The following is a 23,201-nucleotide window of genomic DNA, read 5'->3' on the forward strand; positions in this document are numbered from 1 at the left end:
ATCGTCGTGTCCACCGGTGGCGGCGGCGTGCCGGTCTTCGAGACCGACAAGGGTTACGAGGGTGTCCCCGCCGTCATCGACAAGGACCGTTCCTCCGCTAAGCTGGCCGCCGACTTCGGCGCCGACATGCTGGTCATCCTGACCGCCGTCGAGAAGGTCTGCATCAACTTCAACAAGCCCGACCAGGAAGAGCTGTCCACGATGACCGTGGCCGAGGCCCGCGAGTACATCGCCCAGGGCCAGTTCGCCCCCGGCTCCATGCTGCCCAAGGTCGAGGCCTGCATCGAGTACGTCGAGGCCTTCCCGAAGGGCAAGGCTCTCATCACCTCCCTCGAGTGCGCCGCTGCTGGCCTCGAGGGCAAGACAGGCACCGTCATCACTGCTTAATTTGATGACTGGCATTGTTTGCTGATCCTTCCCGTAGTCATGTCTAATTGAGCACGGTGCAGCAAACACGGGGAATGAACGATGGTGATTCTGAATAGCGTACAACTTGTGTTCTGAGCTCATCCTCGATTGTTCTCGGTCCTATGGTTTCGTTCGTTTGCTCATCGCGAATGGAAACTCAGACAATCGCTTACTCGCGACAGTGCGTGCGCATGCCCTGTCGCATCTCCTAAAGCCTTTGCCTTTGTTCAAGATTTGATCTTTGGGCAAGGCCTGAAAGCTCCCTCGCATATGCGGGGGAGCTTTTGGTTTTCGGTTTACCGTGTTGCCTGGCGACTGCATATCGGATTGTTGGGACAAGCATGGTAAGATGCAGAACTATGTATTCGGTGCTAGCTTAAGGAAGTTTTATCAACATGCAAATTCGCGAAGAACTGGAAAACCTCATTGCGGCTTCCATTGCCGCTGCTTGTGACGACGCAACGCTGGAGCTGGCCGAGCGTCCTGCTCCGGCACTTGAGCGTCCTCGCGACCTATCCAATGGCGATTGGGCTTCGACCGTTGCCATGCGTACGGCAAAGCTGGCCCACAAAAATCCGCGCGAGATTGCGCAGATCATCGTCGATCATCTGCCCGAAAACAACATGATTGCTTCTGTCGAGATCGCAGGTCCTGGTTTTATCAACATTAAGTTGACGCCTTCCGCGTTCCAGTCTGTTGCTGCTCGTGTGCGTGCGGAGCGTTTCGACTTCGGCAAGGGTACGTTGCCTGAAGGCACTCCTCATAACGTTAACCTTGAGTATGTGTCTGCCAATCCTACGGGTCCGATGCATGTCGGTCATGGCCGCTGGGCAACGCTTGGCGATGCCATTGCGCGCGTGATGCGTCATGCCGGTTATCAGGTATCCGAGGAGTATTACATCAACGACCACGGCGTTCAGATGGATGTCTTCGGTAATTCGGTTTCCGTTCGCTATATGCAGTTGCTTGGTCATGATGTCGAGATGCCTGAGAAGTGCTATGGCGGCGGCTATGTGAAGGATATCGCCCAGGACATCATCGACCGTGATGGAAACAAGTGGGAGAGCGTTAGCGACCAGGAACGCATGGAGGCGTTCCGTGAAATCGCCTATCAGGAGATGCTCGATCTTGCTCGCGAAACCCTCACCGGTTTTGGTACCACGTTCGATACTTGGTTTAGCGAGCGCAGCCTCTACGAGACCGACGAAAACGGCACGTCGCCCGTTTCCCGCTCTCTTGAGATTATGAACGAGAAGGGTTACCTGTACGACAAGGATGGCGCCACTTGGTTCCGTTCCACTGATTTCGGCGATGACAAGGACCGTGTTCTGCTCAAGGAAAACGGCGAATACACGTACTTCATGTCTGATGTGGCCTACCACTACAACAAGATGCAGCGTGGGTTCGATCACCTGATCGACCTGTGGGGCGCCGATCACCACGGTTATATCCGCCGCTGCGAGGCAATGCTTGCCGCTTGGGGTTATCCGGGTGCGCTTGAGGTTGTGCTGGGACAGCTGGTCAACCTGTTCCGCGATGGCGAAGCTGTGCGTATGTCCAAGCGTACGGGCGAGATGGTCACTTTCGCCGAGCTTATCGATGAAGTTGGCGTGGATGCTACGCGCTTCCTGATGCTCTCGCGTTCCTCCGATCAGCCTATCGACTTTGATATCGAGGTTGCCAAGAAGAAGGACAACTCCAACCCGGTGTACTACGTGCAGTATGCTCATGCGCGTATTTGCTCTGTCTTGCGCAAAGCAGCTGGCGAAGGTGCCGAGTCGCTGTCCGCTGATGAGCTGGCTGCAAAGGTCATCCCCGCAGATGTCGACCTCAGCGTGCTCACGCACGAGTCCGAGATCGCCCTTATGCGCAAGATGGATGACTTTGGCGAGCTTGTGGCCCTGGCAGCACGCGACCGTGCCCCGTTCCGCTTGACGCATTATGCGCAGGAGCTTGCTGGCTTGTTCCATCAGTTCTATACCAATTGTCATATCGTCGGCGAAGATCCCGCCATTCAAAGCGCCCGTTTGGCTCTTGCCGATGCAACGCGTACAGTATTGGCTTTGACGCTCGATCTTATCGGTGTATCCGCTCCCGAGCGCATGTAGGCTTTCATTGAGTTCAACTGCTCAGTAAAATGGCCGCCCTTTTGGGCGGTCATTTTGTTATAGTTTCAGTCTACCCTCTGCACCCTTAGCGCAAGAGGCGGTAAACCACGACTTATAGGACAAATTGTGTGTCCAGTTTTGGTAGTTGACGCAGGTCAACTACCAAATTTCATTCTAGACGTTGTCTTCCAGATCCATTTGCATAAGATTGACGTTCTCTCGCAAACGCTTTGCCGCCACGCGGGAAAGCTCTCCATCGTCGTAGCGGGTTTGGATCTGTTCGAGCTCGATTTCCAAGCCAAGTCGCTCGACATCAGCGCTTTTGTCTTGCGTTGTCGTGAATGTGGTAATGGAGGGGGCGGCAGCGCGCAGCGTTCTCAACAGGCGCTGATATTCGATGAGCAGCTTCGAGATGTCCTCAGCATTGGCGGGGGAGTTTCCAGCCAGTTCTTCATGAAGCTTGTCTACCACATGCTCGTAGCATTTGATTTGCAGAGCTCGCGTTGCTTGCGTGGTCTCGCTCAGCTCGGCTCCAGGGACCTTATGGACGATTTCCTGCAAGCTGCGTCGGCCGAACGTTCTCCATCGTATGAAATGTTGTCGAAGGTTGGCTCGTACGGAGTGTTGATGCATGATCAGCTCCTCCATGCGCGCAAGGCGCATAAGGTACTGATATCCAGCGAAACGATCTACCTCGTCGGCATCTATAAGGTTTCGTGCGAATTCGCGTTCCCACGCCAGCGTGCGCAGGCGCAGCTTCATGTTGGGCTCATCTTCTATGCCGTTAAGCTCTTTGATCCTTTTGATGCGGTCGTTGTACTGGCGAACGACGATTTGAGTTGCTGCGCGGTTTTCAGGCGTTTGACGTGCGGAAAGCTCCTCGATCACGACGCGGAGGATATCAAGGTTCGCTTGAACATCGCGTTCGAGTTGTTCGGTGTTGTCGCGTTTCTTTTGGGGGGCCAAGACCGGAACCACGAAAGTAGCGAGCAGAAGCGTGACCACGATAACGCCGCAGGCCAGGAACAGGATAAGCTGACGTTGCGCGATTGCTTGCGGAAGGGTCAGGATCACCGCTAGCGTTACGGTACCCTTCGGACCGCCAAGCGTCATGATGGCGGCAGAATGCACGTCATGAGCCAGCGACTTGCGCGGCTCGGGTGCGATGTTCTTTTCTTTCGCGGCTTTCTCGTTGCGCTTTGCGACATGTCGATGGTGCACGCGCTCCATCAGCAGCACCCATACGAAGCGAACGGCGATGAGGATGAAGCTGATGGTCAGCACATATATGAGCAGCGTCCAGTTCGAGATGGCCACGTTGCTCCAGGTGGTTTGCATGGCGCGCGGTAGCTGCGTTCCCAGCAACACGAACACGATGCCGTTTAGCGTGAAGGAGATGACGCGCCATACGCTGGTGGAGACGATGTTCAGACGAGAGACCGAGGGTCCGGCGGTGCGGGGTGAGATGACGTTGACCAGGCCGGCGGCTACTACTGCCAGGATGCCGCTACCGCCGAGCTGATCGGCGGTCAGAAACACGATGAACGGAGTGAACACCTCGAACAGAACATGGAACGTGGTGTTCTCAAGGCCCCAGGATCGCACGAGACGAACGATACCGTTGCCGATGACGCCGAGTATCAAGCCGAACGCGATGCCACCCACAAACTCCAGCAGAAACTCGCCAATGGCGTGAGCAGGGGAGAAGGCACCGGTCATAGCCGCGGCTATGGCGAATTGGAAGGCTACGATACCCGAGGCATCGTTGATAAGCGATTCGCCCTTAAGGAGCGCCTTGCATCGTGGGCTGATGTCGGCGTCTTTCGATGCAGCGGACACGGCGATGGGGTCTGTCGGGCCAAGCGCCGCGCCCAGCGCAAACGCCGCGGCAAGCGAAATGGAGGGGATCATGGCGTTCACGAAAAAGCCCACGGCAACGATGATCGCCAGGACCAAGCCGATTGCCAGCGACAAGATAGAGCGTCTGTTGCGCCACAATTCCGTTTTCTTGGCTTCTTTCGCCTCATGGAACAGCAGCGGGGCGATGAACAAGACTAAGAATAGCTCCGATTCGTCGAACAGCAGATCGATTTGCCGTCCTGCGACCACGGCGATGGCAAGGCCTAGGCCGATTTGGATAAGTGGTGATGACACTTTAGGTACAAGCTGGTCAATCACCGACGATGCCAGAACAGCGGCGAGCATAAGCAATATAAGCAGGAATGTCTCCATATGGGTATCTCCAAGTATTCAACGGGAATGACCACATTCTAACCCGAGTGGTAGCTTCTATTTGGTTAACGGCATGTGACCGTAGTGCATTTGCACAAAAATTTGCGTGTCGTCATATCGCCTTTGCCGCTATGTTCTATAAGCCCCTGCCGTTGAAGGCGAACGCGAGATGGTGGTTTCGCCATGTGCGCTCGCCGTGTTATGCGGTGTTTTAGATGAGTTGATGCAAAGCCCGGGTAAATGGCTCGATGGTTAATCGGGAAAGGTGGCTGAGGCTCCTAACATCATTGCCTTATATGGAGGATATAACGTGCCGCATATAGCGGATGCGAAGCATGCATTGCGAGGCGTCGCGGCGATGTATGCCTGGCGCGGCTTTCGTTCATGGCAACGCTGCGATCTGATTTGATGCAAGATAACCGGCCCCTTTACGCGAACGCCTCCTATCGCGTCGGAGGGCATTCGGCATTTGCCCTTGGAAGGGAACTCCTGAAACTTGGTCGCGGATGCCGATTCTGGGCAATGGCGGAAGCGAAGCGCCCGGACGAGCTCGCGCGAATCCAGTGGGCTTCAGCCTTCGTCTCCAGAATAGGCTGCCCCCGCTCAGCTGATGCATAATCGGTTGAGTTCGATAGCGGAAGCGAAGCTCTCGGATGAACTTACAAATTAAGCCTAGGCGGTTTCAAAAACCTTTTCGAAAAAAGTTTCGAAAAGGGGGTTGCGCAGATTTTTGAAGTGCGTATAATACTTACTCGCGCCTTGGTGGGTGTGGCCTAGTTGGTTAGGGCGCCAGATTGTGGCTCTGGAGGTCGAGGGTTCGAATCCCTTCACCCACCCCATCGCGCAGCTGTTTGACATAGTGTGTTTACTTGGACCGTTAGCTTAGTTGGTAGAGCAGGGGACTCTTAATCCCAAGGTCCGGGGTTCGAGTCCCCGACGGTCCACCATTGTAAACATGCTTGTTAAACGAACTTTCACATATCATTTTCTTGGACTGTTAGCTTAGTTGGTAGAGCAGGGGACTCTTAATCCCAAGGTCCGGGGTTCGAGTCCCCGACAGTCCACCAACTGTTCAGTAGGCGAACACATACGCGTGTTCGTCGTTAGGCGGGCGTTCGTATTGCTCGTCAGATAGAAAGAAGCCGCTCCATACGGGGCGGCTTCTTTGCGTTCTAGGCCTGCGGCATGATCTCCTGCTCGCCGTCCTCGTCCATGTACGGCATGAGGAACACGCCGCCCTGCTCGGTGGTAAGCAGCAGGTACTCGCGGTTGTGCTCGTCGCACACGATTTCCTGGCCGATGCCCTCGGGCAGGTCGTATATGGGGCCGTCCGTGCGGGCTTGCCTCACGGTCACGTCTTGCGCCCCCATGGCCTGCGACGCGCAGCTGGCGGCGGCCAGGACGATGAACAGCAGGACGACCGCCGCGAGGATGGGGCCGCACCCGCCGTTGCGCTCCTCGTCTGCGGGGCTCGGGTACGGCATGGCCTATCCCACCTTCACCAGATAGTCGTCGGCCTCTGGCTTGCCCGTGGCCTTGCCCACGGCGATGTAGCGCGTTGCGCCGCTGTAGCCCGTGTATCGGCCCCACACGTAGCCGTCGGCGATCTTGTACCAGTTATCCAGCGTCACGGTCTCGCCGCTGGAATAGTGCGCCACCTCGGTGCCGCCCAGGCCGGGGGCGTCGCGCACGCGCAGGTAGTCCACAGTGCAGCGGTAGGTGCCGCCGAAGTTCTCGGCCGTTTCCTGCTGCGCAGGCTGCGGCTGCGGGACGGCTGCGGGGGCGCTTCCAGCAGTGATGCCGAAGCATTCCAGGTAGATGCGCGCCAGCTCGTCCAGGTTGCCGTTGAACTTCTCGCGGTCGCCGTCGTTGTCGATGAAGCCGTTCTCGCACAGGCGGTAGTTGATGCCGCGCGCGGCGGCTCGGTTCGGGTTCGCGAGGTCGGAACGGCGTACCAGCTTCTCGGAGCGCCCGGGCATGAACGCCGACAGCTTGTCGGCGAGGGCCTTGTCGTAATCGTCGGGCTCGAAGCCGGACTTGATGATGACGTGGGCACCGTGCGCTGTCGCGATTCCGCTGGCGTCCATGTGCAGCTCCACCACTGGCGCGTCGGTGCTCAGGCGGCTAAGCCCGCCGTCGGCGTACCAGTTGCGGGACGTATCGCCCAGCTCGACCTCGGAACCGCCCAGTTCCTTGATTCGCTGGCCCAGGGCGCGAACGCGCTCGGCCTCGGTGCAGCCGCCTGCGCAGCAGCCGGGGTCGCCAGCGCCGTGGCCGCAGATGATGAACAGTTTAGCCATTGCCTACTCCTTCCCGCCTACGGTCACGCCCAGCAGGGCGTCGAGCCACTTGGATGTGATGCCTACCGACTTGAACAGCGTGTAGGCCGCCTGCACGCCGCCTACCACGGCGAAGGCGCACGTGACCCATGCGCCCGGGTCTGCGGGCACGCCGCCCACGAAGCCGGTCACGACGCCCGCCAGGAGCGAGCAGCCCAGCGCCAGGATGCGCGCGGCCTTGCCGGTCATGGCCTCGGTCTTGATCAGCTGCACCGCGAACGGCACGGCGAAAGACAGCACGATGGCTGCGATTGCTTGCATTTCTGTCATTTCGGATTCCTTTCTATCGAGCCGATTCCTTGTAGAGCAGGTCAACGCGGTCGGCGATGTGGTCGACCTTCGCCGCCATGCCCTGGCTGCGCGCCTGGCTGTTCGCCAGGTCGGCGTGCAGCACCTCATTGGAGGTCACGACGGACTCCATGAGCGCCTTCATAGCCTCCATCAGCGCGTTGCTGCGCTCCATCTGCGCGGCGATGCGGCCCTCCATCTGGCTGCGCTCGCGGTCGCGCTGCGCCCGCTCGTTCACCTCGTCTTGCTTTCTCTCTTCGCGCTTGAGGTCGATGTTCGCCTTGCGCTCGTTCTGGGCCTTGAACTCTTCGAGGAACTGCTTGCCGAAGTACAGGACCACTAGAACGAGCAGTGCGCCGAAAAGCGACCCGGGGCCGTACGGCGCGAAGATTTCCAGCACGTCGGTCATTCGTTTTCTCACCTCCTCGAATCGCTGCCGCGATTGTCCGCGAGGTGTCGCCGGGCAAAAGAAAAGCGCCCCCGAAGGGGCGCTCGCTACTCCTGCGGCGCTTCCGGCTGGTCGGGCTCCATGGCTTCCAGCTCGTTGATGCGGTCGCGCCACGTCTGGCGCTGCGAGATGATCTCGGCCACCTCCTTGGCAGCTGCGGCGATGGCCGAGAGCAGGTCGGTGATGGACGATGCGGAGAAGATGCGCTCCACCGCCTTCATGACCTTGTAGTCGCTCTGCTCAAGCTGCTGTTTGTAGCCGTTGATCTCCCCGGCGATTTCCTGTTCCGTCATGGGTCGCTCCTTCCGTTGCTAGGGTAGGGGCATGTTCCCATCCGTGTCGCCTCCAGGTTTGGATTGCATTGAGCAACCCCCCCCCGCGGGATTTCCGAACAGGCTGCGGTACAGCGCGTCCATGGCCCGCACGCTGCGGTGCGCGTCCAGCCGCTTCATGCCTCCGCGCCAGCTCTGGTAGCTCTGCTCCACCTGCTCGGGGGTCATGATGCCATCGGCGACCATGCGGGCCATCTTCTTGAGCTTGCGGCGCTCCCGCGTTATGGAGTCTCGGCACGGCTTCACGACTATGTGGCCCGTCTCCGTGTAGAAGATGCGCTTCTTCAGCCACGTGAACCCGCGCGTGAGCTTCACCACGCGCGTCTTGCGCGGGTTCAGCTCGATGCCCAGCTCGGCGCATTTGCCCTCTATCAGCAGCAGGCACGCCTGCAAGTAGTCCTTGGACTCGTGTATCAGGTAGAAGTCGTCCATGTAGCGCCCGTAAGACTCGGGGCGCAGCATCTCGGTCACATAGTGGTCGATGCAGTTGGGGTGGGCCACGGCGCATATCTGGTTCGGCTCGCTGCCCAGCCCCAGGCCCACATCGCCCTGCGCGTCTATCAGGCGGTGCTCCAAGGCGACCACGCGCGGATCTAGCAGCGCGGAGGCCACCTGGTCTTTGACGGGTTGGTGCGCTATGCGCGCGAAGTAGTCGGAGAAGTCGCCCAGGAGGATGTAGCCCTCGCGGCCGTGCCGCCTCCAGTGGTCGGCCAGGTGGCGCTTGAGCAGCTTCAGGGCGTAGTCGGTGCCGCGCCCCTTGATGTTCGCGGAGTTCGCGGCTATGAGGGTGGGCACGATCGCGGGCACGAGCGCGTTCTGCGACAGCGACTTCTGCACAACGCGCTCGGGGAAGTGTACGGCGCTGATATGGCGCAGCTTTCCTCGCTCCCATAGGTCGAACCGTATGAAGCCCCGGCATATGTCGCGGCCCTCCAAAAGGTCGCGGCGGGACAGGACGGCGTTGCGCAGGTAGCTTTTCATGTATCGCTGCGTGGATGCCTTCCACATGACGCCCCGCGCGGCCTGCTTTGAAGCCTTGCACAGGCTGTTGAGGTCGGCCACGGTATCAAGCGTGCACTCCTTGACGCGCTCGGCCTTGGCCTGCGCGCGCTTCTCCTCGCGGCGCTTGCGGCGCGCCGCCCGCCTTTGCTCGGAGTTCACAGGAGGCACCCCGCGCGGCTTGCAATGTGGCTCTGGCAGCCGCTTGAGGTATGGCCATGAAACGCGGCGAAGCCACGGAGCGCCGCGCCATGCAAGCAGCGTCCGGCCACCCTCGCGGGGTGCGTATTTACGGGCGCATGCCCGACGGTCGCGCCTTCCTTCCTCTTCGCGCTCTGCTTTCGGCTCTGGGGCCTACTCGGTCTGGCAATAAGGGAATCCGGGGCGGGGGCGAACCCAGACGTTCGTCGCCGAGTTGTAGTTGGCATTGCCGTTGTTGTTGACATAGCACACGTTGGACGCGGAGCCCGACGCAACGGAACGCAGCCACCAATTGTACCGATAAACAAGGCGCGACCGCCGTCCATTATAGCGAACGCAGGCGCTCTAGCTCGGCCTCGGCCTCGGCTATGCGCTCCTCGGTGGACTTCTTGCCGGTGACGCGCACGTTCTTGCGCGCGCCCTTTAGCAGCTTGATCTCCTCCTCGACCATGGCCGCCAGCTCCTCGAAGCGGTTGGCGTTCACGGGCAGGCCGATATCCATGAGGCACTGCATGTCCAGCATAAGCTGCTCGCAGTCCGCTATGGCCAGCGTCAGGTAGCGTTTCCTCTCCAGCGCGTTGAACGAGCTGTTGGGATAGAAGCAGTCGGCGCGGTTGACGTTGTACACGATGCTGCGCGCCGTCTCCACGGTCGGCACCGCGTTCAGCAGCCTGTAGGCCTTGGGCACTACTGAGGAGGACGCCATCAGCTTATTAACCTCCACGCGGATGGCGATGGCCTGTGTGAAGAACTTGTACTCGGACACCTCGCGGTTGCGCTGGTAGACGCCGCTCACGTGCACCTCCTGGGGAAACTGGCGAAAAAAACGGCCCGCTTCGCGGGCAGGAGGCGACCGCGCAAGGCGGTCGCCTAAAAGCAGAGTATAGAGCACTCGGCTGGCTAGCCGACGAGGAAGCCGGGGCGGGGGCGAACCCAGACGCCCGTCGCCGAGTAGCAGGCGGCAGCGGCGTTGCCGTTGACACAGCACACGCCGGACGCGGAGCCCGACGCAACGGAACGCAGCCACCAACTGCACCGATTTCCGTTGACTCGGTGCGCCGTGTCTCGGAACAGGTCAAACTGGCAGTCGAAGCCCACGCTGTAGCCATTCGTCCCCCACACGGGGCAGCCGTACACCTCCATCTCCGACAGCGAGAACACCTTGCCGATATCCTGCCAGCTCCACGAGTTGGAGTCGTTGAGCGCGCCGCTGGCGCTGTACCGCTCCTCAAGCAGCACGCGCTGGGTAAGCAGGTACTTGGTCAGCCCCTCGGGCAGGCACGCCTCGAAGGCCGTCTCCCACGCCTTGAGGTTGCTGTTGAGGTAGGGGCATTTCCGGTCGGCGGTGCCCTGGTTCGTGTTGGTGGTGTTCCACATCAGGAAGCTGTCGTTGGCAACGCCGGTCACGGTCTTGGCCACGGCGATGGGCGCGGAGGCCACGAAGGCGATGTGGTGGCCTTTGGAGCTGTCGCCGCAGCAGTAGTACGGGTCGAAGTGCGCCAGGAGGAAGCGCACGGACTGCTGGGCCGCCACGCCCGACGCGCTTACCAGCGGCACGTCGATGTAGTCTCCCACGCGCAGGCCCGCGAAGTTGCCGTTGGCGGCTCGCTTGTGCAGCGCGTCGTACACGCTGCCGCTGCCGATCTCTCCCGCCAGGATGGTGGCGATGTTCTGCCCGCCGTACTTGCCGATTTGGCCCTGGCGGTTGTACTCGGCGTTGTTGAGCGCCGTCTGCGCGTTGCTGCGCGCGGTATCGTCGATGACCTCGTAGCCGATGCCGCCCACCGACAGGGTTTTCGCTTGTGCCATTTCGTTGCCTTTCTACTTGAGGTTGAGGGTTGTGCCGGACGCCGTGCAGGTGCTCCCGAACGTGATGGTGCTGCCAGATGCACTGGCCTTGGAGGCGGGGCAGTACACGGTGCCGTCGTCGTAGATGAACGCGTCCGTGGCGTCGGCCAGCTTGCCGTACAGGTCGGCTATCTGCTGCTTCTGCTTGGCCATGTCCGAGCTGCCCGCGCTGCCCTGCGCCACGCTGTTGGCTATCTGCAGGGCGATGTTTGCCGCCGCGTCGGCGTTCGAGGCCGCGCCGTTTGCCGCAGCCGTGGCGGCTTGCGAGGCCGTCTTCAGCTGCGACGCCTCGGTCACGCGGTCGCTTTCCGCCGTGGCTCGCTTCTTCTCGGCCTCTGCGCGCTTGGTTTCGGCGGTCTGGCGTGCCTTCTCGTTCGTGGCGCGCTGGTTTTCCGCGCTCGCGCGGGAGGCCTCGGCCTTCTGCATCTGCGCGTTCAGCGCGCTCACGTCGGCTAGCTGCCCTTCGAGGTTCGCGATGATCGCCTCCACCGCATCGACGTACGGGCCGGATATCTCGCCCGACGCGCTCGCCGAGGGCAGCACGTTCACCAGGACGTTCTCGGTGGTGGCGTCCAGCCCTGCCGCGTTCCGCACGCGCACGTAGCACACCTTGAGCAGCCCGGCCACGCCGAAGACGGCGGGGTCGACCGTCACGGTGGCCACGTTGTCGCTGATGCCAGTGAACTGCTGCTCCACGTAGGTGTGGTCGGGCTTCGCAGCCATGAGGTGCACCTTGCAGCCCGTCAGGGCCGCCTTCTTGTCGCCGTCGTAGATGGCGGCCTTCAGGACCTCGGCGCTGTCGCCCTGGTGCACGGTGATGACGGGCGGCGCTATGTTGGTCTTCTTGAGGTTGAGCGTAAGCTCGTGCGTTGCCATGCCTCATTCCTTTCCTTCGGCCGCAAGTGTCCGCGATATGTCGCCGGGCTGCGCTCTGTGGACCCCGCATATCTCCTCGTCGGTGAGCGCCGAGAAGTCCACGGCGTTAGCCTCGCCGCCTTCCGCGTCCATGACGGCCACGGGGCTGGACACAAGCGTGAAGCCGCCCTTGCCGTCGAACTCGAACACGTCTTCCGATTCCACGATGGCCCGCGCCGTGGCCGGGTCGCTGATGCACTCGAACACCGGAAGCGCCTCGGGCGGCTTCGGCGCGCCGTCGAGCGCCTGCGGCGCTTCGGGCTGCTGCACAAGGTGGTAGAACATTCCGTTTCCTCTCTCGCTGGTCTAGTTTCCCGTGATGCTGCTCATGCCGGTGATGATTCCGTTCACCACGTTGATGGTGCCCCACGTCCAGTTGTTGCCGTTGTTGGTGATGCACCCGATGAACTGCGTGGAGCCCGTGTACCCGTAGGTGCCGCCGCTGCTCGGACTGGTTCCTATGGCGAACTTCGGGGCGAGTATCCTGGCGGTGCCCGACGACCCAATGTCTGCGCGGCTGCTATCCAGGTACACGTAGTTGTTGGAGTTCTCCTGCAGCTTCACGTACGCCGAGCCGCCCGCGTTGCTGTTGCCGCTCCTCATGTACAGCTGCTCGTCGGGGTGGCTCATGTAGCCCGCGTAGTAGGGGGTCGTCAGCCACGTCTGGCGGTAGTAGCGGTTGACTGCCAGGAAGCCGTAGCCGCAGGTGGATATGCCCACGCCGTCGGTCGAGCTCGCCGTGGGGCTGTCCTTCGCGTGGACGGCCTCGATGGTGCAGTACTCGGTCGAGCCGTTCACGAACGACGCTCCCGGGTGGTTGTTCGTCGTCGTGCCGGTGGTGATGTAGTTGGTTGACGACGTGCCGACCATGTTGCAGCGGAACATGGAGGTGCTGCCCACCAGCACGGTGCCCGCGATGATGGAGCCGTTCTTGTCGTATATCTGGAAGCCGTTGGTGGCGTTGATATAGACCCTGTTGCCGTTGCTGTCGGTCATGAAGATGGAGCCGTCGCGCAGGTAGAAGGCCCCGCTGTCGAGGTCCCAGTACGAGTTCCCGCCTTTGATGCGGCCCGTGGTCAGCTCGTCGGCGGTCACGCCGTCGCCGGTTATGGCCGTGCGCCACTTCCACGCGCCGCTGGAGTACTTGGAGTTGGCCACGCCGATGATTCCGCCGCCTATCTTGACGCACTTGGTGGCGCTCTCGGGCTTTTTGTCGTACACCAGGATGCCTTGGCCGGGCTCCTCGTACACCCAGCCACCCGTGGTGTTCACCTCGCTGTTGAGCATGTCAACGATCTTCTTGCGGATATCCGTCGGCAGCTGGTCGAGCTGTTTCTGCAGCCCATCCACCTCGCCCTCGGCGCTCGTCAGCCGTTCGTCCAACTTGCCCGTGACGCCTTCCAGGTACTCCTTGTTGGCCTCGTCTATCTGCTTGAGCACGCTCTCGCTTTGCTCTATCGACGTGTCGGTGTACAGGCGCAGCACCTCGTCCAGGGTCAGGTTGCCGTCGTCGGAGTACTTCTTCAGCGCCTCCTCCAGCGTGGTGTCCCCGTTGTCGGCGTACTCCTTGAGGGCCTTGTCCAGCTCGTCCCTTATCTGGTCGGTGTAGTCCTGGGCGGCGCCGCCGACCTCCTTGGCGTACGCCTTCTGGCGCTCCTCGGCGGCCGCCAGGCTCTCGCCCCATTTGCCGGTCGATGCCTTGTTCGAGGCGTTCACGGCCTCGGTCACGGTCGCCCGGATGGTCGAGGCGGTGGACTTGGCGGCCGACTTCTGCGCGGCCATCAGCTCGGCGACCGTCTGGTAGTTGCCGAACGTGTAGGTGACCTCGCCGGGGCGCAGCTGGTCCTCCACCACCTTGGTGATGCGCGTGCGCACGCGCAGCGGCGGGTCGTACACCTTGTCCACCACGGTCACCAGGTCGCCCTCGTCCGCGCCCTCGAAGCCCTCGCCGGCGCGCGCAAGCGCCACGGCGTCCACAGTGTAGGACACGGTGGGCACGCACGACTTCGCCAGCTGCGCCTCGGTGAGCTTCTTCAGCTCGGCGGCGTCCTCGCAGTCGGAGAACTCCACGTCGCCGAACACGTGCGCCTTGCCGCCCTTGCCATCGGGCCGTCCCCAGCGCGCCAGCGCGTCGGCCGACCCCACCCAGTTCTGCCCGCCGTTCACGCCGCCGAAGGTCAGCTTGCGATCGTAGCCGCCCGTCAGGTTGCCGTCCTCGTCGGCGGTCTGCAGGGACTTGCCGTAGCCGTACAGGGCGGTACACACGTTGCCCTCGTCCACGCTGCGCTTGACGCTCACGAGGTCCTTGGCGTAGGTGAAACGCTTGCCGTTGTCCTCGCCGACCTGCTTGGCCATGCACACGCGGCGTGCGGTCACCTTGGTGCCGCTCACCTGGATTTCGAACGACAGCTCGCCGCCCCAGGTGTCCGCCACGTCGTGGATGGCCGCCCATGCGTTGGTGTGGTAGAAGTTCGTGCCGGCCTGCCCGAGGTCGGCCACGGTTCCGACCTGCCAGCGCGAGGAGGACAGCGCCGAGGCCAGCGCGGCGTAGGCGCTCACGTCGTAGGGGCGCTTGTCCTCCAGGTAGTCGCCCAGGAGCTCGATTTGCGCCGAGGTCGGGCAGTAGTACGTGTAGAGGATGCCCGCGCTTGCGCGCTCCTCCTCCACGCCGTCCACGATGTTCTCGTGCCAGCGGCCCTTGAGGTCGCGCCACACCAGGCGGTCGCCCTTGTCCAGGCGCGCCAGCGTTGTGATGCTCAGGGCGTTCTCGCCGTTGACCTCGCGCGTGTCCTCGCACTCGAACAGCGTCTTGATGGGTCCCTTGTACGCCTCCCAGCGGTCGCATGCCCACAGAATCATCAGCCCACGTACCTTTCCGTCCACTGTACCGTCGCGGTGCCGCTGGACAGCTTGAGGCTGTTGGCCCCCGGCTCCAGCGGGAAGAAGTCACTCTCGAAGGTCACGGGCGCGGGGCTGCCGTCCACCGTGGCCTGCGGGGCGGCCATGTCGATGACCACCGCGCTCGATGCCGTCACCGCCTTGTCGATCTGCACGAACTCGCCCGTGCCCATGTTCGTCAGCCGCAGCGCCGACGTGCTGCCGCCGGGCCTGACGGTCACGGTGGGGTAGGTGCGGAACGTCCCGCCCACCTGCACGCCCGAGATGCCCGACACGGTTGCGCGCCCCTCGGCCCCGTAGGCCACGGGGTCGTATGCCGTGAACGTCAGCGTGGCCTCGCCGGTGTGCCACAACGTGTCGAGCGCGCCCGGCGAGGTCAGCACGGCCATGTAGCGCAGGCCCAGGTGCCTCTCGTCGTCCAGCCACAGCTCGGCCTCCTTGAGACACAGCAGGCGCGAGGCCATGAGGCGGCGAAGGGCTGCCATATCGTCGGCGGGGCGTGCCCTCCAGGCCGCCGCCACGTCTATCGTCAGGGGTTTCAGCTCTGCGCGCATGAAGCGCGAGCCGGGCTGCCCGGGCACGTCGCGCGTGGCGATTTCGTACTCGGGCAGCAGCGAGCGGGTCACGAGCCGGGTGTCGAACCACGGCGCGAAGTCGAAGCCGTTGTATATCATGCGAAGCACTCCTGCCGTTTGATTTCCTTGGCTATCTGGCGGGAGATTTTCTCGATGTCGGCCTCCTCCCGCACGGTCGCGTACAGGTTGATTGTCACGTTCGTGTCGCCATGGGCCGCGCCGCCCTTGCCGTCGAGCAGCTTGGCGATGCCCTCGGCCAGCGGGCGCGCGCCGCGCTCGTTGAACGGCACCACGCCCTCGGGGCCCGCCTCGCCGACGCCGATGACGCTGGGGCCGTTGAACACGCCGCCCTTCGCGTACCAGTTGATTCCGAAGTGCGGAACGCTCGGCGGGTCGATGCTGAACCCGCCCGAGATGGACAGGTGCGGCAGCTTCAGGTGGGGCAGAGACCACGAGAAGTTGAAGAACCCCTTGATGGAGTCGATTACGTTTCGCACGGTGTCGCGGGCGCTGTTTATCGGCGTCTCGATGGCGCTCTTTATGGAGTTCCATATGCCGGCCACGGTGTCGCGGGCGGCGTTGAACACGCTGGAGATGGTGTCGCGGATGCTGTTGACGATGCCGGATATGGTCGAGCTGATGCCGTTCCACACGTTCGACGCCGTGGTGCTCACGGCACCCCAAACGGAGTCCCACACGGCCTGTATCGCCGACAGCACCGCCGATATGGTGGAGCTGATGGCGTCGATGGCCGCGCCTATCGCCGAGGTGATGGCATCCCACACGCTGGAAGCGGTTGAGCTGACGGCACCCCACACCGTGTCCCACACGCCCTGGATTACCTCAAGGGCCGCGCTTATCACGTCGCTCACGTATTGGATGTACGTGCCGACCGCGCCGCATATGAGATCCCACGCCGCCGTGATCACGCCGCCGAAGTTCTCCCAGACGAAGTTCCAGGGTATGAGCAGCGTCTCGATGGCTAGGTTGAGTATTTCCGCGAGCAGCATCACGGCCACCTGCACAACGTTGCAGATGCCGTCCCACACGCCCGCGAGCGTCGCGCCCAGCCCGGAGAAGAACGCGCCTATCGACTCGGCGACCCCGCCGGCAACGCCGACGGCCACCTGGAACGCGGCGCACACGGCATCCCACACGGCGGTCACGGCGTCGCGGAACTCCTCGCAGTTGTTCCACAGCAGCACCACTGCGGCGATGATGGCCGCTATTGCCGCTATCACGGGGTGCGCGGCTATAAGCCCCAGCGCGGCAGTGCCCGCCTTGCCTACGGCGGAGAAGGCGGCACCGATTTGCGGCACCACGCTGATGATGGTGCCGACGGTGGACAGCACCGGCCCGATGGCCGCCACTATGGCCGCTATGGCCAGCACGGCCGTCTGGCCGCCCTCGCCGATGCCGGCGAACCACTCGGAGAACGACTTGACGACGCCCGCCACGTTGGTGGCGATGTTGAGCAGCGGCTCGCCAAGCGGCTCGATGGAGCCCTGCAGCTCGCGCATGGCCTCCTGCGATTTCACGGCGAAGCTGTCGGAGGCGGCCTCCTGGGCCTGCTGCGCAGCGCCCGCCACGTCGCCGAAGCTGTCCTGCACGCCCGCCAGGGACTCGATCATGCCCATGGCATTGTCCTCGCCCAGCGAGGACCACAGGGTGGAGGCCAGCGCGGCCTTGTCGTACTCGTTTGGCATCTGCGTGAGGTCGCCCAGCACCGCCTGCAGCATGTCCTCGGCGGTGGCGCTGCCGTTCTTGAAGTTCTCGAAGACCTCCTGCGTGCCCTCGCTGAACGAGCCGATGGATTCCTCCATGCGGCCGTCGGACAGCGCCGTCAGGAACTCGTTGAGGTAGTCGCCCACCTTGTCCAGGTTGTACGCGCCGTTGGACGTGCCCGCTTCTAGCAGCGAGAAGTACTCGCTGGCGCTCATTCCCGCCTCGCCCCATCGCACGGAGTATTCGCTCAGGTTGTCGCCCAGTTCGTCGGTGTAGTTCAGGCCGCGCTGCATGCCCGCCGTCAGCAGGTCGCTGGCCTCGGTGGCGGACAGCCCGAAGCCCTCCATGAGGGCGTTGGTGCCGCGTATGGACTCGTTCACGTCTGCGCCGAAGGTGTCCGACAGCATGAGTGCGTTGGTGGTGACGGTCTGCAGGTCCTCGTCGGACACGTCGCGAAGGGTGGACTTGCATTGGATCAGCGCATCGTTGACCTCGTCCAGGGACTGGCCCCAGCCACCCTCGTATATGCGCTTGCCTATGCCGCTGAAACGCTCGGCCTCCTCGCCGGACACGCCGAACGCGGCGGCTATGCGGGCGTTGGCCTGCTCGTAGTCGCTGGCCACGCCGAATACGGCCTTGCCGGCGGCCACCACGGGCGCGGTCAGCGTCACCGTGGCGGCCGTGCCGGCCTTCTTGAACGAGGACGACAGCTTCGCGGCCTTCTCGTCGCCCTCGGTTATGTTCTTCCAGGAGATGCCCTGGAGGTCGCGCTCCAGGGTCTTGATGTTCTTGGATACGTCAACGGTGTCGAGCACCGCTTTGATGATGACGTTGCCGTCCATGCTCACCTCGTCGCTCTCTTGAGCGCGGCGAACACATCGCGCATCGCCGCGTCGCTTCCTTCCTCAGAGCCGTGTGAGCTGCGGCCTTTGCCGAGTTCGAACGCCTTGTGGGCGGCGTTCCAGGCCTCGACCTCCTGCCTGTTGTATTTGGTTGGCTTCGGCTTGGTCGCCGGGTTGCGGTAGTGGATGGCCGCGCCGAGCGGCGTGTCCTGCGGGCAGCCGCCCACGAGTGCCACGAACTCGGCGAAGCTGATGCGACCGCGCACCTCGTCCCACTCGATGCCGTAGGCCTGGCGGAAGCTGGTGCGTATGCGCGCCGCGTCCTCCTCCAAGTCCCACAGCGGGGTCTCGTGCGGGCGGTCGCCGCTCAGGTCGAGTCCGCACATGTCCCATACCGCCGCGTCGCGCATCCGCACGAACTCGGCGGCGTCGTAGTCGCATGCGCACCACGCATCCGTCCAGTCCACGAAGAACAGCGCCAGGAACTCGTCCCGGCGCTGGTCGTCGGACTTGCCCTCGTCGGTCAGCACCTCGATGACGCGGATGATCGTGAGCGCGTCGTCGCGCACCAGCACCTCCTCGCCGTTCCACGGGTAGCGCGTGGCGCTCGTGCCATCGGGCAGCCGCACCCGCTCGGCCGTGAGCGCGGCTGGCAGCATTACTTGCCGCCCTTCTTCTTGCGCTTGGCCTTGGCGCGGCGCTGGGCGCGGTTGAGCGCCTGGACCTGATCGGCGCGCTCGCTGTATGCAAGGCCGCACGCCATCAGCTGCTCGCTGGTCGCGTGGCGCGCCAACATGTTGAGGAACGTGGCGAAGACCTCGCCCAGGATGCGGATGTTCTCCTCGGGCGCGATGGGGCCCTCGTCGCCGCCCATCCACGCGAGCAGCTGCTCCCAGCCCTCGGTGCCGATGAACGCCGAGATGGTGCGCTTCATGAGGCGGGCCTGCGCGGCGTTGGCCTCGGCCGCCTTCTCGGGGGTGTCGGCCTCGCGGGCCATCTGCTCGTTGGCCTGCGCGCGGTCGATGGCGTTGCCGACCTTGGCCAGGTACTCCTCGATGTGCTTGTCGTCGAACCACACGCGGAAGCGCGGCGTGTCTGGGTTCTCCTCGGGGTCCTCGAAGAACACGTCCTCGTACGCGCGGATGTTTTTCAGAAGTTCCATTTGTTGCCCCTTTCGTGAGCGGTGAGCGTCGGGCATAGAAAAGGGGCGCGGGCCGCTCACTAGCCCGCGCCCCCATGTCCAGGAGGTTATGTCTGGTGTCGCCTGCGGCTACTTCGCCGCCACGGTGACCTTCACCTGCGTGCAGATGCTCGGCTTGGACGCGCAGCGCACGGTGATGACCGCCTCGCCTGCGGCCACGCCCGTCACGTTGCCGTCGCTGTCGACGGTGGCCACGTCGGTGTTGCCCGATGCGAAGAAGCACTTGGCGTTCGCCTCGGCGGGCGTGACGGTCGGCGCGAGCTTCATGGACTTGCCCACGGCCGGGCCGGTCGGCGCGGTGCAGGTGACGCCCGTGGGCTGCTTGAGCTTGTTGGCGGGGATGTAGCGCATAGCGCCAGCGCCCGAGATTGTGCAGGAGAACGCGCCGGGGTCGGACGCCGCGCCCTGCTGCGAGCCGACGGTCAGGCCCAGGTAGGTGCAGTCGCCCTCCACCACGTCGCCGTTGGGGTCGGTGTGGCGGAAGTGGCCCGTGCGGCCCTCGCCGGTCTCAAGCGCCAGGCTGGCAACGAAGTCCTGCGCGGGGTCGCCGTAGCAGCGGTCGCCTGTGACCTCGTACTGCGGCTGCACGCTCTTCACCTTGTCGGTGGGAGTGCCGTAGCCGTCGTAGTAGTCCTTGGTCTCGGTGGTCTCGTTGGTGGTCGGCTTCACCTCGGTGATGCCGCGCGAGAAGATGGCCCACGTGGGGCTGGCCGCGTCTGGCGTGGTGTCGATCTCCAGCGCGCTCATGTAGTTGGGCGCGAAGCCCAGGTCTTGGTTCTTTGCCATCGTTATCCCTTCTCTATGGTTATGGTCGCTTTGATTCGGAACTCCCACAGGTACGGCCCGCCCTCGGGCGGCGTTATCTCCTGCGGCTCGGTGTACAGCGACGCGCTCGTGAAGCCGTAGGAGCCTGTGGGCGAGGACAGGTCGGCCCCGTCCAGCGCGTCGGCCAGGTCGTAGGCGTCGCCCATGGCCTTGGCCTCGGAGGTGTCCTTCACGATGACCTGCAGCACGTATCCCACGCGGCGGGTGCCGTCCATGTGGCGCACCACGTCGGTGGTGGGCATGGGCCGCAGCACCACCGCGTCGTCGTGGCCGCGCGAGGCGGCCAGGCGGGTGAGGAGCACCGGGCCGTAGCCCAGGGCCTCTATGGCGGCCTTCGCCGCCTCCATCACGTCCGGGGCCATGTCACGCCCCCTCGGTCAGGAGGTCGACGGCCAGGCGCTCCCAGTCCTCGCCGTGCGCTTCCTTCGCGGCCTTCGGCCAGTCGGCCTTGGCCCTCGGGTTCTTGCCGTGCTTGATGGAGCTGTCGGGCAGGTCGCGCACGTAGGCGGCGTAGTCGGCGTCCCATATGACGAGACCCTGCCTGAAGTCGGAGGCGGCCTGCATGGAGTTGTGCATGCGCTTGGTGTCCTCTGGCGTGAACGCGTTCATGTCCTCGGCCACGCTCATGGCGAACTTCACCTGCTTGGCCTCCAGCTCCTTCGCGCTGAAACGCTTCATGAGCTTGGTCAGGTCGACCGTAACTGCTGCGGGCATGGCTACCTCACCTCCAGTTCCCAGTGGTGGGGACGGGTGCCGAACGCGCGGCGGGGCGTGCACCTCGCCACGTTCATCCACTCGCCCCCGTCGATGCTCACGCGGCTGCCCACTGGTACGTCGAACATGCCGGGGCTGTCCGCGCCGTCCGCTATCACGAGGCCCTGCGCGCCGTCGCCCAGGGCGTACTCGCGCACGAGCCACGCCGAGACGGGCTCGAAGCGCACGCGGCGCACCTCGACGGGCTGCTCGAACTCGCCGCCGTAGCCGCCCTCCCTGGGCACCTTGACGGACATGGTGGAGGGCCGCGCCGAGCGCGGCACCCGCATCATCTGGTACCCCCGATGCCCGCGTAGAGCAGCGGCGTTCCAAGCAGCTCGCGGCGGACGGCGGCCTCCATGTCGCTGCGGTAGGTGCTGGCCCCTTCGGTACCGGGGTTCCACGAGAACGAGCCGACGGTGAAGCCGCCGCCCTCCATGATGCCGCCCGAGCATCCGTACGCGGCGTCGACCTCGCAGGCCGCCATGACCGCGCGCGCCCACTCCTCGGAGCCGTCCGGCTCGTTGGGGAAGATCAGGTCGCGCACGGCTGCCGTGGCGTGGGGGAGCGCCGCCTTGAACTCCTCGGCGGACAGCTCCCCGCGCCCGGCTGCCAGGTAGTCCTCGTGGGTCGGGGCTCTAGTTTCCATCGTCCTCGGCCGCCTCGGGCTTTTTCGCCTTGCCCTTGGCGGGCTGCTCGTCTGCGGCCTTCGCCTCGGGCTTTTCCGTCTTGCCCTTGGCGGGCTTGGCCTTCTTCGGGGCCTCCTTCTCGAAGGACAGTCCAACGGTGCGCATGTCGCGCCTCCTTCCTACGCTGCCTTCATGCCTGCGGTGATGTAGTGCGCCAGGTTCTCGCGCACGCCGCACACGCCGTACTTGCGGTACTTGAACAGGTGGCCGAAGCCCTGCTGGTTGTCTTCGGCGTCGATGACCTTGCCGTGCGCGAAGTTCCAGCGCAGCACCACGGCGTCCTTGTGGACGATAAGGAAGTTCATGTCCACCGCGCCGGTGCCCTTCTTGTAGTGGCCGATCTCCTCGTCCTTGGTGGTGCCGTCCAGGAGGTCGATGGCGCTGTAGAAGCGGGACTGCGGCACCTTCACGATGGAGGAGAAGCCGTCCAGCGCCTCGCGGGACTTGGTGGTGTCCAGGTCCTTCACCATACCCAGCAGGGTGGGGGTGATGAACAGCACGCGGCCCTCTTCCGGCACCTCTTTCTCGTCCATGTCGCACATGGCGGCGTTCAGGCCCTTGAGCATGTCCGCGCCGTCGGCGTAGGTCTTCTGCTCCTTGGTGATGCCGGTGCCTGCGCACAGCGTGGAGAACACGAACGCGTCTCCCTCGGGCACCACCTTGGTGCGGTTGAAGTGCGCGGCGGCGTTGCCGAACGCCAGATTGAAGGACTGGGCGTCCACTTTCTGGTCGATTTCCAGGATGGTGCCGCGGTCGTAGTTGGCGCTGATGGGCTTCCAAGTCAGGGACGCGCCACTGTTCTGCGGCAGTCGCCCGTTGGCCTGCACGTCGCCCAGGCCGCCCATGGAGTAGACGGGATAGTAGAACTCGCCCAGCTGCTCCATCTGCGCGATGTTGCCCTGCGGCGCGGCGCTCTCAAGCACTGCGGTCAGGGATTCCTTGCGGTACGCCTCCATGAGCACGTTCTCGTAGCCCTTGGGCAGTTCGATGCTGTTTGGCATGATTTACTCCTTTGAAGATTCGTCGGTGAGTCCGAAAGCTGCGCGGAAGTCGGCCAGGCCGTCGGAGCCTGCGCCGCCCTTGGGGTCGCCGCCCGCGCTCTCGCGGGGCTGGTCGGTGAACATGTAGGCGTTATCCTTCTTCAGGGCCTCGAAGTCGATGCCCGTGAGGTTGCCCTGCTCGTCCAGCTTCGCGTCGGCGATGTTCGGGATGATCGCGCGCGCCGCCTTGGCGTTGCGCACCCCCATCTGCGCCAGCTTGGTGTCGATGGCGAAGTCGCGGCGCATGTCGGCCTCGCGCTTCTCGGCGTCGGCCTTGTACGCCTCGTTGTCGGCCTTGGCCTTGTCGAGCGCGGCCTGCAGCTCGTCGGCGTTGCCCGCCTTGGCGGTGAACTCTTCGATCTGCTTGTCGCGCTGCTCCAGCTCGGCCTTGAGGGCCTTCACCTGCTCCTGGTACTCGTCGGTCTCGCGCTTGTACTTCGCGTAGGACACGACCTCCTTCTGGGGCTCGGTCTGCTGGCCTTCGCCGCCCTCGTTTCCCTGGGGCTTGTTGTCTTCAGCCATCGCTTGCTCCTTC

Annotated in this window: 26 protein-coding genes, 3 tRNA genes and 1 pseudogene; 5 read left to right on the forward strand and 25 right to left on the reverse strand. The window is 63.5% G+C overall.

Annotated elements, in window-relative coordinates; genetic code table 11:
- On the forward strand, positions 1-387 hold a 387-nt coding region (locus DW178_RS00005), incomplete at its 5' end, for an amino acid kinase family protein (protein ID WP_502695365.1).
- Positions 388-803: 416 nt separating this feature from the next.
- A complete protein-coding gene (gene argS / locus DW178_RS00010) occupies positions 804-2,516 on the forward strand; it encodes an arginine--tRNA ligase (RefSeq protein ID WP_118349149.1) in 1,713 nt (570 codons plus the stop codon).
- Between the two features lie 174 nt (positions 2,517-2,690).
- Here the strand turns inward: argS and DW178_RS00015 are convergent, their stop codons facing one another.
- Positions 2,691-4,748, reverse strand: a complete 2,058-nt coding sequence (locus DW178_RS00015; RefSeq protein ID WP_118349150.1) for a cation:proton antiporter — start codon at positions 4,746-4,748, stop codon at positions 2,691-2,693.
- A gap of 762 nt (positions 4,749-5,510) precedes the next feature.
- Between DW178_RS00015 and DW178_RS00020 the strand changes: the two genes are divergently transcribed.
- The 3 genes from DW178_RS00020 (at position 5,511) to DW178_RS00030 (ending at position 5,815) form a co-directional block, all read left to right on the forward strand.
- Positions 5,511-5,587: transfer RNA gene (locus DW178_RS00020), tRNA-His, on the forward strand.
- Between the two features lie 32 nt (positions 5,588-5,619).
- A tRNA-Lys gene (locus tag DW178_RS00025) sits at positions 5,620-5,695 on the forward strand.
- Positions 5,696-5,739: 44 nt separating this feature from the next.
- Positions 5,740-5,815: transfer RNA gene (locus DW178_RS00030), tRNA-Lys, on the forward strand.
- A 105-nt stretch (positions 5,816-5,920) separates the two neighbouring features.
- Here the strand turns inward: DW178_RS00030 and DW178_RS00035 are convergent.
- The 24 genes and pseudogenes from DW178_RS00035 to DW178_RS00135 form a co-directional block, all read right to left on the reverse strand.
- Complete coding sequence (locus tag DW178_RS00035; RefSeq protein WP_117637894.1) at positions 5,921-6,232, reverse strand: hypothetical protein; 312 nt, start codon at positions 6,230-6,232, stop codon at positions 5,921-5,923.
- A gap of 3 nt (positions 6,233-6,235) precedes the next feature.
- Positions 6,236-7,048: an N-acetylmuramoyl-L-alanine amidase gene (locus DW178_RS00040; RefSeq protein WP_118349151.1), complete on the reverse strand. Its 813-nt coding sequence runs from the start codon at positions 7,046-7,048 to the stop codon at positions 6,236-6,238.
- Positions 7,049-7,051: 3 nt separating this feature from the next.
- Positions 7,052-7,357 (reverse strand): hypothetical protein, encoded by a 306-nt coding sequence (locus DW178_RS00045; RefSeq protein WP_117637892.1) that lies wholly within the window; start codon positions 7,355-7,357, stop codon positions 7,052-7,054.
- A 13-nt stretch (positions 7,358-7,370) separates the two neighbouring features.
- Positions 7,371-7,784 (reverse strand): hypothetical protein, encoded by a 414-nt coding sequence (locus tag DW178_RS00050; RefSeq protein WP_117765361.1) that lies wholly within the window; start codon positions 7,782-7,784, stop codon positions 7,371-7,373.
- Between the two features lie 86 nt (positions 7,785-7,870).
- On the reverse strand, positions 7,871-8,116 hold the full coding sequence (locus DW178_RS00055; protein ID WP_117637890.1) for a hypothetical protein: 246 nt from the start codon (positions 8,114-8,116) through the stop codon (positions 7,871-7,873).
- An 18-nt stretch (positions 8,117-8,134) separates the two neighbouring features.
- Positions 8,135-9,316, reverse strand: coding sequence for an RNA-directed DNA polymerase (locus tag DW178_RS00060; RefSeq protein ID WP_118349305.1), 1,182 nt, complete (start codon positions 9,314-9,316; stop codon positions 8,135-8,137).
- A 192-nt stretch (positions 9,317-9,508) separates the two neighbouring features.
- Positions 9,509-9,649, reverse strand: a pseudogene (locus tag DW178_RS11625) (DUF6273 domain-containing protein); the annotation flags it as partial.
- A 31-nt stretch (positions 9,650-9,680) separates the two neighbouring features.
- Entirely contained in the window at positions 9,681-10,151 is a 471-nt protein-coding gene (locus DW178_RS00065; protein WP_199669199.1) for a hypothetical protein, read from the reverse strand.
- A 104-nt stretch (positions 10,152-10,255) separates the two neighbouring features.
- Positions 10,256-11,164, reverse strand: a complete 909-nt coding sequence (locus DW178_RS00070; RefSeq protein ID WP_118349152.1) for a DUF6273 domain-containing protein — start codon at positions 11,162-11,164, stop codon at positions 10,256-10,258.
- A gap of 12 nt (positions 11,165-11,176) precedes the next feature.
- Positions 11,177-12,079, reverse strand: a complete 903-nt coding sequence (locus tag DW178_RS00075; RefSeq protein ID WP_118349153.1) for a BppU family phage baseplate upper protein — start codon at positions 12,077-12,079, stop codon at positions 11,177-11,179.
- 3 nt (positions 12,080-12,082) lie between these two features.
- Positions 12,083-12,403 (reverse strand): hypothetical protein, encoded by a 321-nt coding sequence (locus DW178_RS00080; RefSeq protein ID WP_117637887.1) that lies wholly within the window; start codon positions 12,401-12,403, stop codon positions 12,083-12,085.
- Between the two features lie 21 nt (positions 12,404-12,424).
- On the reverse strand, positions 12,425-14,977 hold the full coding sequence (locus DW178_RS00085) for a phage tail spike protein (protein WP_118349154.1): 2,553 nt from the start codon (positions 14,975-14,977) through the stop codon (positions 12,425-12,427).
- Complete coding sequence (locus DW178_RS00090) at positions 14,977-15,690, reverse strand: distal tail protein Dit (RefSeq protein ID WP_118349155.1); 714 nt, start codon at positions 15,688-15,690, stop codon at positions 14,977-14,979. The genes DW178_RS00085 and DW178_RS00090 overlap by 1 nt, the downstream gene beginning before the upstream one ends.
- Positions 15,687-18,158 carry a phage tail tape measure protein gene (locus DW178_RS00095; RefSeq protein WP_118349156.1) on the reverse strand — a complete coding sequence of 824 codons (2,472 nt, stop codon included), beginning with the start codon at positions 18,156-18,158 and terminating at the stop codon, positions 15,687-15,689. Before DW178_RS00095 ends, DW178_RS00090 begins: the two co-directional genes overlap by 4 nt.
- Positions 18,159-18,160: 2 nt before the next feature.
- Positions 18,161-18,787, reverse strand: a complete 627-nt coding sequence (locus DW178_RS11200; RefSeq protein ID WP_158573935.1) for a Gp15 family bacteriophage protein — start codon at positions 18,785-18,787, stop codon at positions 18,161-18,163.
- 29 nt (positions 18,788-18,816) lie between these two features.
- Positions 18,817-19,320 carry a hypothetical protein gene (locus DW178_RS11205; protein WP_158573936.1) on the reverse strand — a complete coding sequence of 168 codons (504 nt, stop codon included), beginning with the start codon at positions 19,318-19,320 and terminating at the stop codon, positions 18,817-18,819.
- 108 nt (positions 19,321-19,428) lie between these two features.
- A complete protein-coding gene (locus tag DW178_RS00105) occupies positions 19,429-20,145 on the reverse strand; it encodes a phage tail tube protein (RefSeq protein WP_117637882.1) in 717 nt (238 codons plus the stop codon).
- A gap of 2 nt (positions 20,146-20,147) precedes the next feature.
- Positions 20,148-20,546, reverse strand: coding sequence for a phage tail terminator protein (locus DW178_RS00110; RefSeq protein ID WP_117637881.1), 399 nt, complete (start codon positions 20,544-20,546; stop codon positions 20,148-20,150).
- 1 nt (position 20,547) lies between these two features.
- Positions 20,548-20,898: a minor capsid protein gene (locus DW178_RS00115; RefSeq protein WP_118349157.1), complete on the reverse strand. Its 351-nt coding sequence runs from the start codon at positions 20,896-20,898 to the stop codon at positions 20,548-20,550.
- A gap of 2 nt (positions 20,899-20,900) precedes the next feature.
- Positions 20,901-21,194, reverse strand: a complete 294-nt coding sequence (locus tag DW178_RS00120) for a putative minor capsid protein (protein ID WP_147336073.1) — start codon at positions 21,192-21,194, stop codon at positions 20,901-20,903.
- Positions 21,195-21,226: 32 nt separating this feature from the next.
- Positions 21,227-21,586 (reverse strand): hypothetical protein, encoded by a 360-nt coding sequence (locus DW178_RS00125; protein WP_117637878.1) that lies wholly within the window; start codon positions 21,584-21,586, stop codon positions 21,227-21,229.
- Positions 21,576-21,731, reverse strand: a complete 156-nt coding sequence (locus DW178_RS11210; RefSeq protein ID WP_158573937.1) for a hypothetical protein — start codon at positions 21,729-21,731, stop codon at positions 21,576-21,578. The genes DW178_RS00125 and DW178_RS11210 overlap by 11 nt, the downstream gene beginning before the upstream one ends.
- 14 nt (positions 21,732-21,745) lie before the next feature.
- Positions 21,746-22,627: a hypothetical protein gene (locus DW178_RS00130; protein WP_117637877.1), complete on the reverse strand. Its 882-nt coding sequence runs from the start codon at positions 22,625-22,627 to the stop codon at positions 21,746-21,748.
- 3 nt (positions 22,628-22,630) lie between these two features.
- A complete protein-coding gene (locus DW178_RS00135; protein WP_158573938.1) occupies positions 22,631-23,188 on the reverse strand; it encodes a phage scaffolding protein in 558 nt (185 codons plus the stop codon).
- Positions 23,189-23,201 lie beyond the last annotated feature (13 nt).

Origin of the sequence: Eggerthella sp. AM16-19 (assembly GCF_003474385.1) — a bacterium.
Classification (GTDB): Bacteria; Actinomycetota; Coriobacteriia; order Coriobacteriales; family Eggerthellaceae; genus Senegalimassilia.

Excerpts from the sequence above, each read along its gene's own strand:
- argS (WP_118349149.1), top strand. The coding sequence starts at position 804 with ATGCAAATTCGCGAAGAACTGGAAAACCTCATTGCGGCTTCCATTGCC.
- DW178_RS00015 (WP_118349150.1), bottom strand. The coding sequence starts at position 4,748 with ATGGAGACATTCCTGCTTATATTGCTTATGCTCGCCGCTGTTCTGGCA.
- DW178_RS00035 (WP_117637894.1), bottom strand. The coding sequence starts at position 6,232 with ATGCCGTACCCGAGCCCCGCAGACGAGGAGCGCAACGGCGGGTGCGGC.
- DW178_RS00040 (WP_118349151.1), bottom strand. The coding sequence starts at position 7,048 with ATGGCTAAACTGTTCATCATCTGCGGCCACGGCGCTGGCGACCCCGGC.
- DW178_RS00045 (WP_117637892.1), bottom strand. The coding sequence starts at position 7,357 with ATGACAGAAATGCAAGCAATCGCAGCCATCGTGCTGTCTTTCGCCGTG.
- DW178_RS00050 (WP_117765361.1), bottom strand. The coding sequence starts at position 7,784 with ATGACCGACGTGCTGGAAATCTTCGCGCCGTACGGCCCCGGGTCGCTT.
- DW178_RS00055 (WP_117637890.1), bottom strand. The coding sequence starts at position 8,116 with ATGACGGAACAGGAAATCGCCGGGGAGATCAACGGCTACAAACAGCAG.
- DW178_RS00070 (WP_118349152.1), bottom strand. The coding sequence starts at position 11,164 with ATGGCACAAGCGAAAACCCTGTCGGTGGGCGGCATCGGCTACGAGGTC.
- DW178_RS00075 (WP_118349153.1), bottom strand. The coding sequence starts at position 12,079 with ATGGCAACGCACGAGCTTACGCTCAACCTCAAGAAGACCAACATAGCG.
- DW178_RS00080 (WP_117637887.1), bottom strand. The coding sequence starts at position 12,403 with ATGTTCTACCACCTTGTGCAGCAGCCCGAAGCGCCGCAGGCGCTCGAC.
- DW178_RS00085 (WP_118349154.1), bottom strand. The coding sequence starts at position 14,977 with ATGATTCTGTGGGCATGCGACCGCTGGGAGGCGTACAAGGGACCCATC.
- DW178_RS00090 (WP_118349155.1), bottom strand. The coding sequence starts at position 15,690 with ATGATATACAACGGCTTCGACTTCGCGCCGTGGTTCGACACCCGGCTC.
- DW178_RS00095 (WP_118349156.1), bottom strand. The coding sequence starts at position 18,158 with ATGGACGGCAACGTCATCATCAAAGCGGTGCTCGACACCGTTGACGTA.
- DW178_RS11205 (WP_158573936.1), bottom strand. The coding sequence starts at position 19,320 with ATGGAACTTCTGAAAAACATCCGCGCGTACGAGGACGTGTTCTTCGAG.
- DW178_RS00105 (WP_117637882.1), bottom strand. The coding sequence starts at position 20,145 with ATGGCAAAGAACCAAGACCTGGGCTTCGCGCCCAACTACATGAGCGCG.
- DW178_RS00110 (WP_117637881.1), bottom strand. The coding sequence starts at position 20,546 with ATGGCCCCGGACGTGATGGAGGCGGCGAAGGCCGCCATAGAGGCCCTG.
- DW178_RS00115 (WP_118349157.1), bottom strand. The coding sequence starts at position 20,898 with ATGCCCGCAGCAGTTACGGTCGACCTGACCAAGCTCATGAAGCGTTTC.
- DW178_RS00120 (WP_147336073.1), bottom strand. The coding sequence starts at position 21,194 with ATGTCCGTCAAGGTGCCCAGGGAGGGCGGCTACGGCGGCGAGTTCGAG.
- DW178_RS00125 (WP_117637878.1), bottom strand. The coding sequence starts at position 21,586 with ATGGAAACTAGAGCCCCGACCCACGAGGACTACCTGGCAGCCGGGCGC.
- DW178_RS11210 (WP_158573937.1), bottom strand. The coding sequence starts at position 21,731 with ATGCGCACCGTTGGACTGTCCTTCGAGAAGGAGGCCCCGAAGAAGGCC.
- DW178_RS00130 (WP_117637877.1), bottom strand. The coding sequence starts at position 22,627 with ATGCCAAACAGCATCGAACTGCCCAAGGGCTACGAGAACGTGCTCATG.
- DW178_RS00135 (WP_158573938.1), bottom strand. The coding sequence starts at position 23,188 with ATGGCTGAAGACAACAAGCCCCAGGGAAACGAGGGCGGCGAAGGCCAG.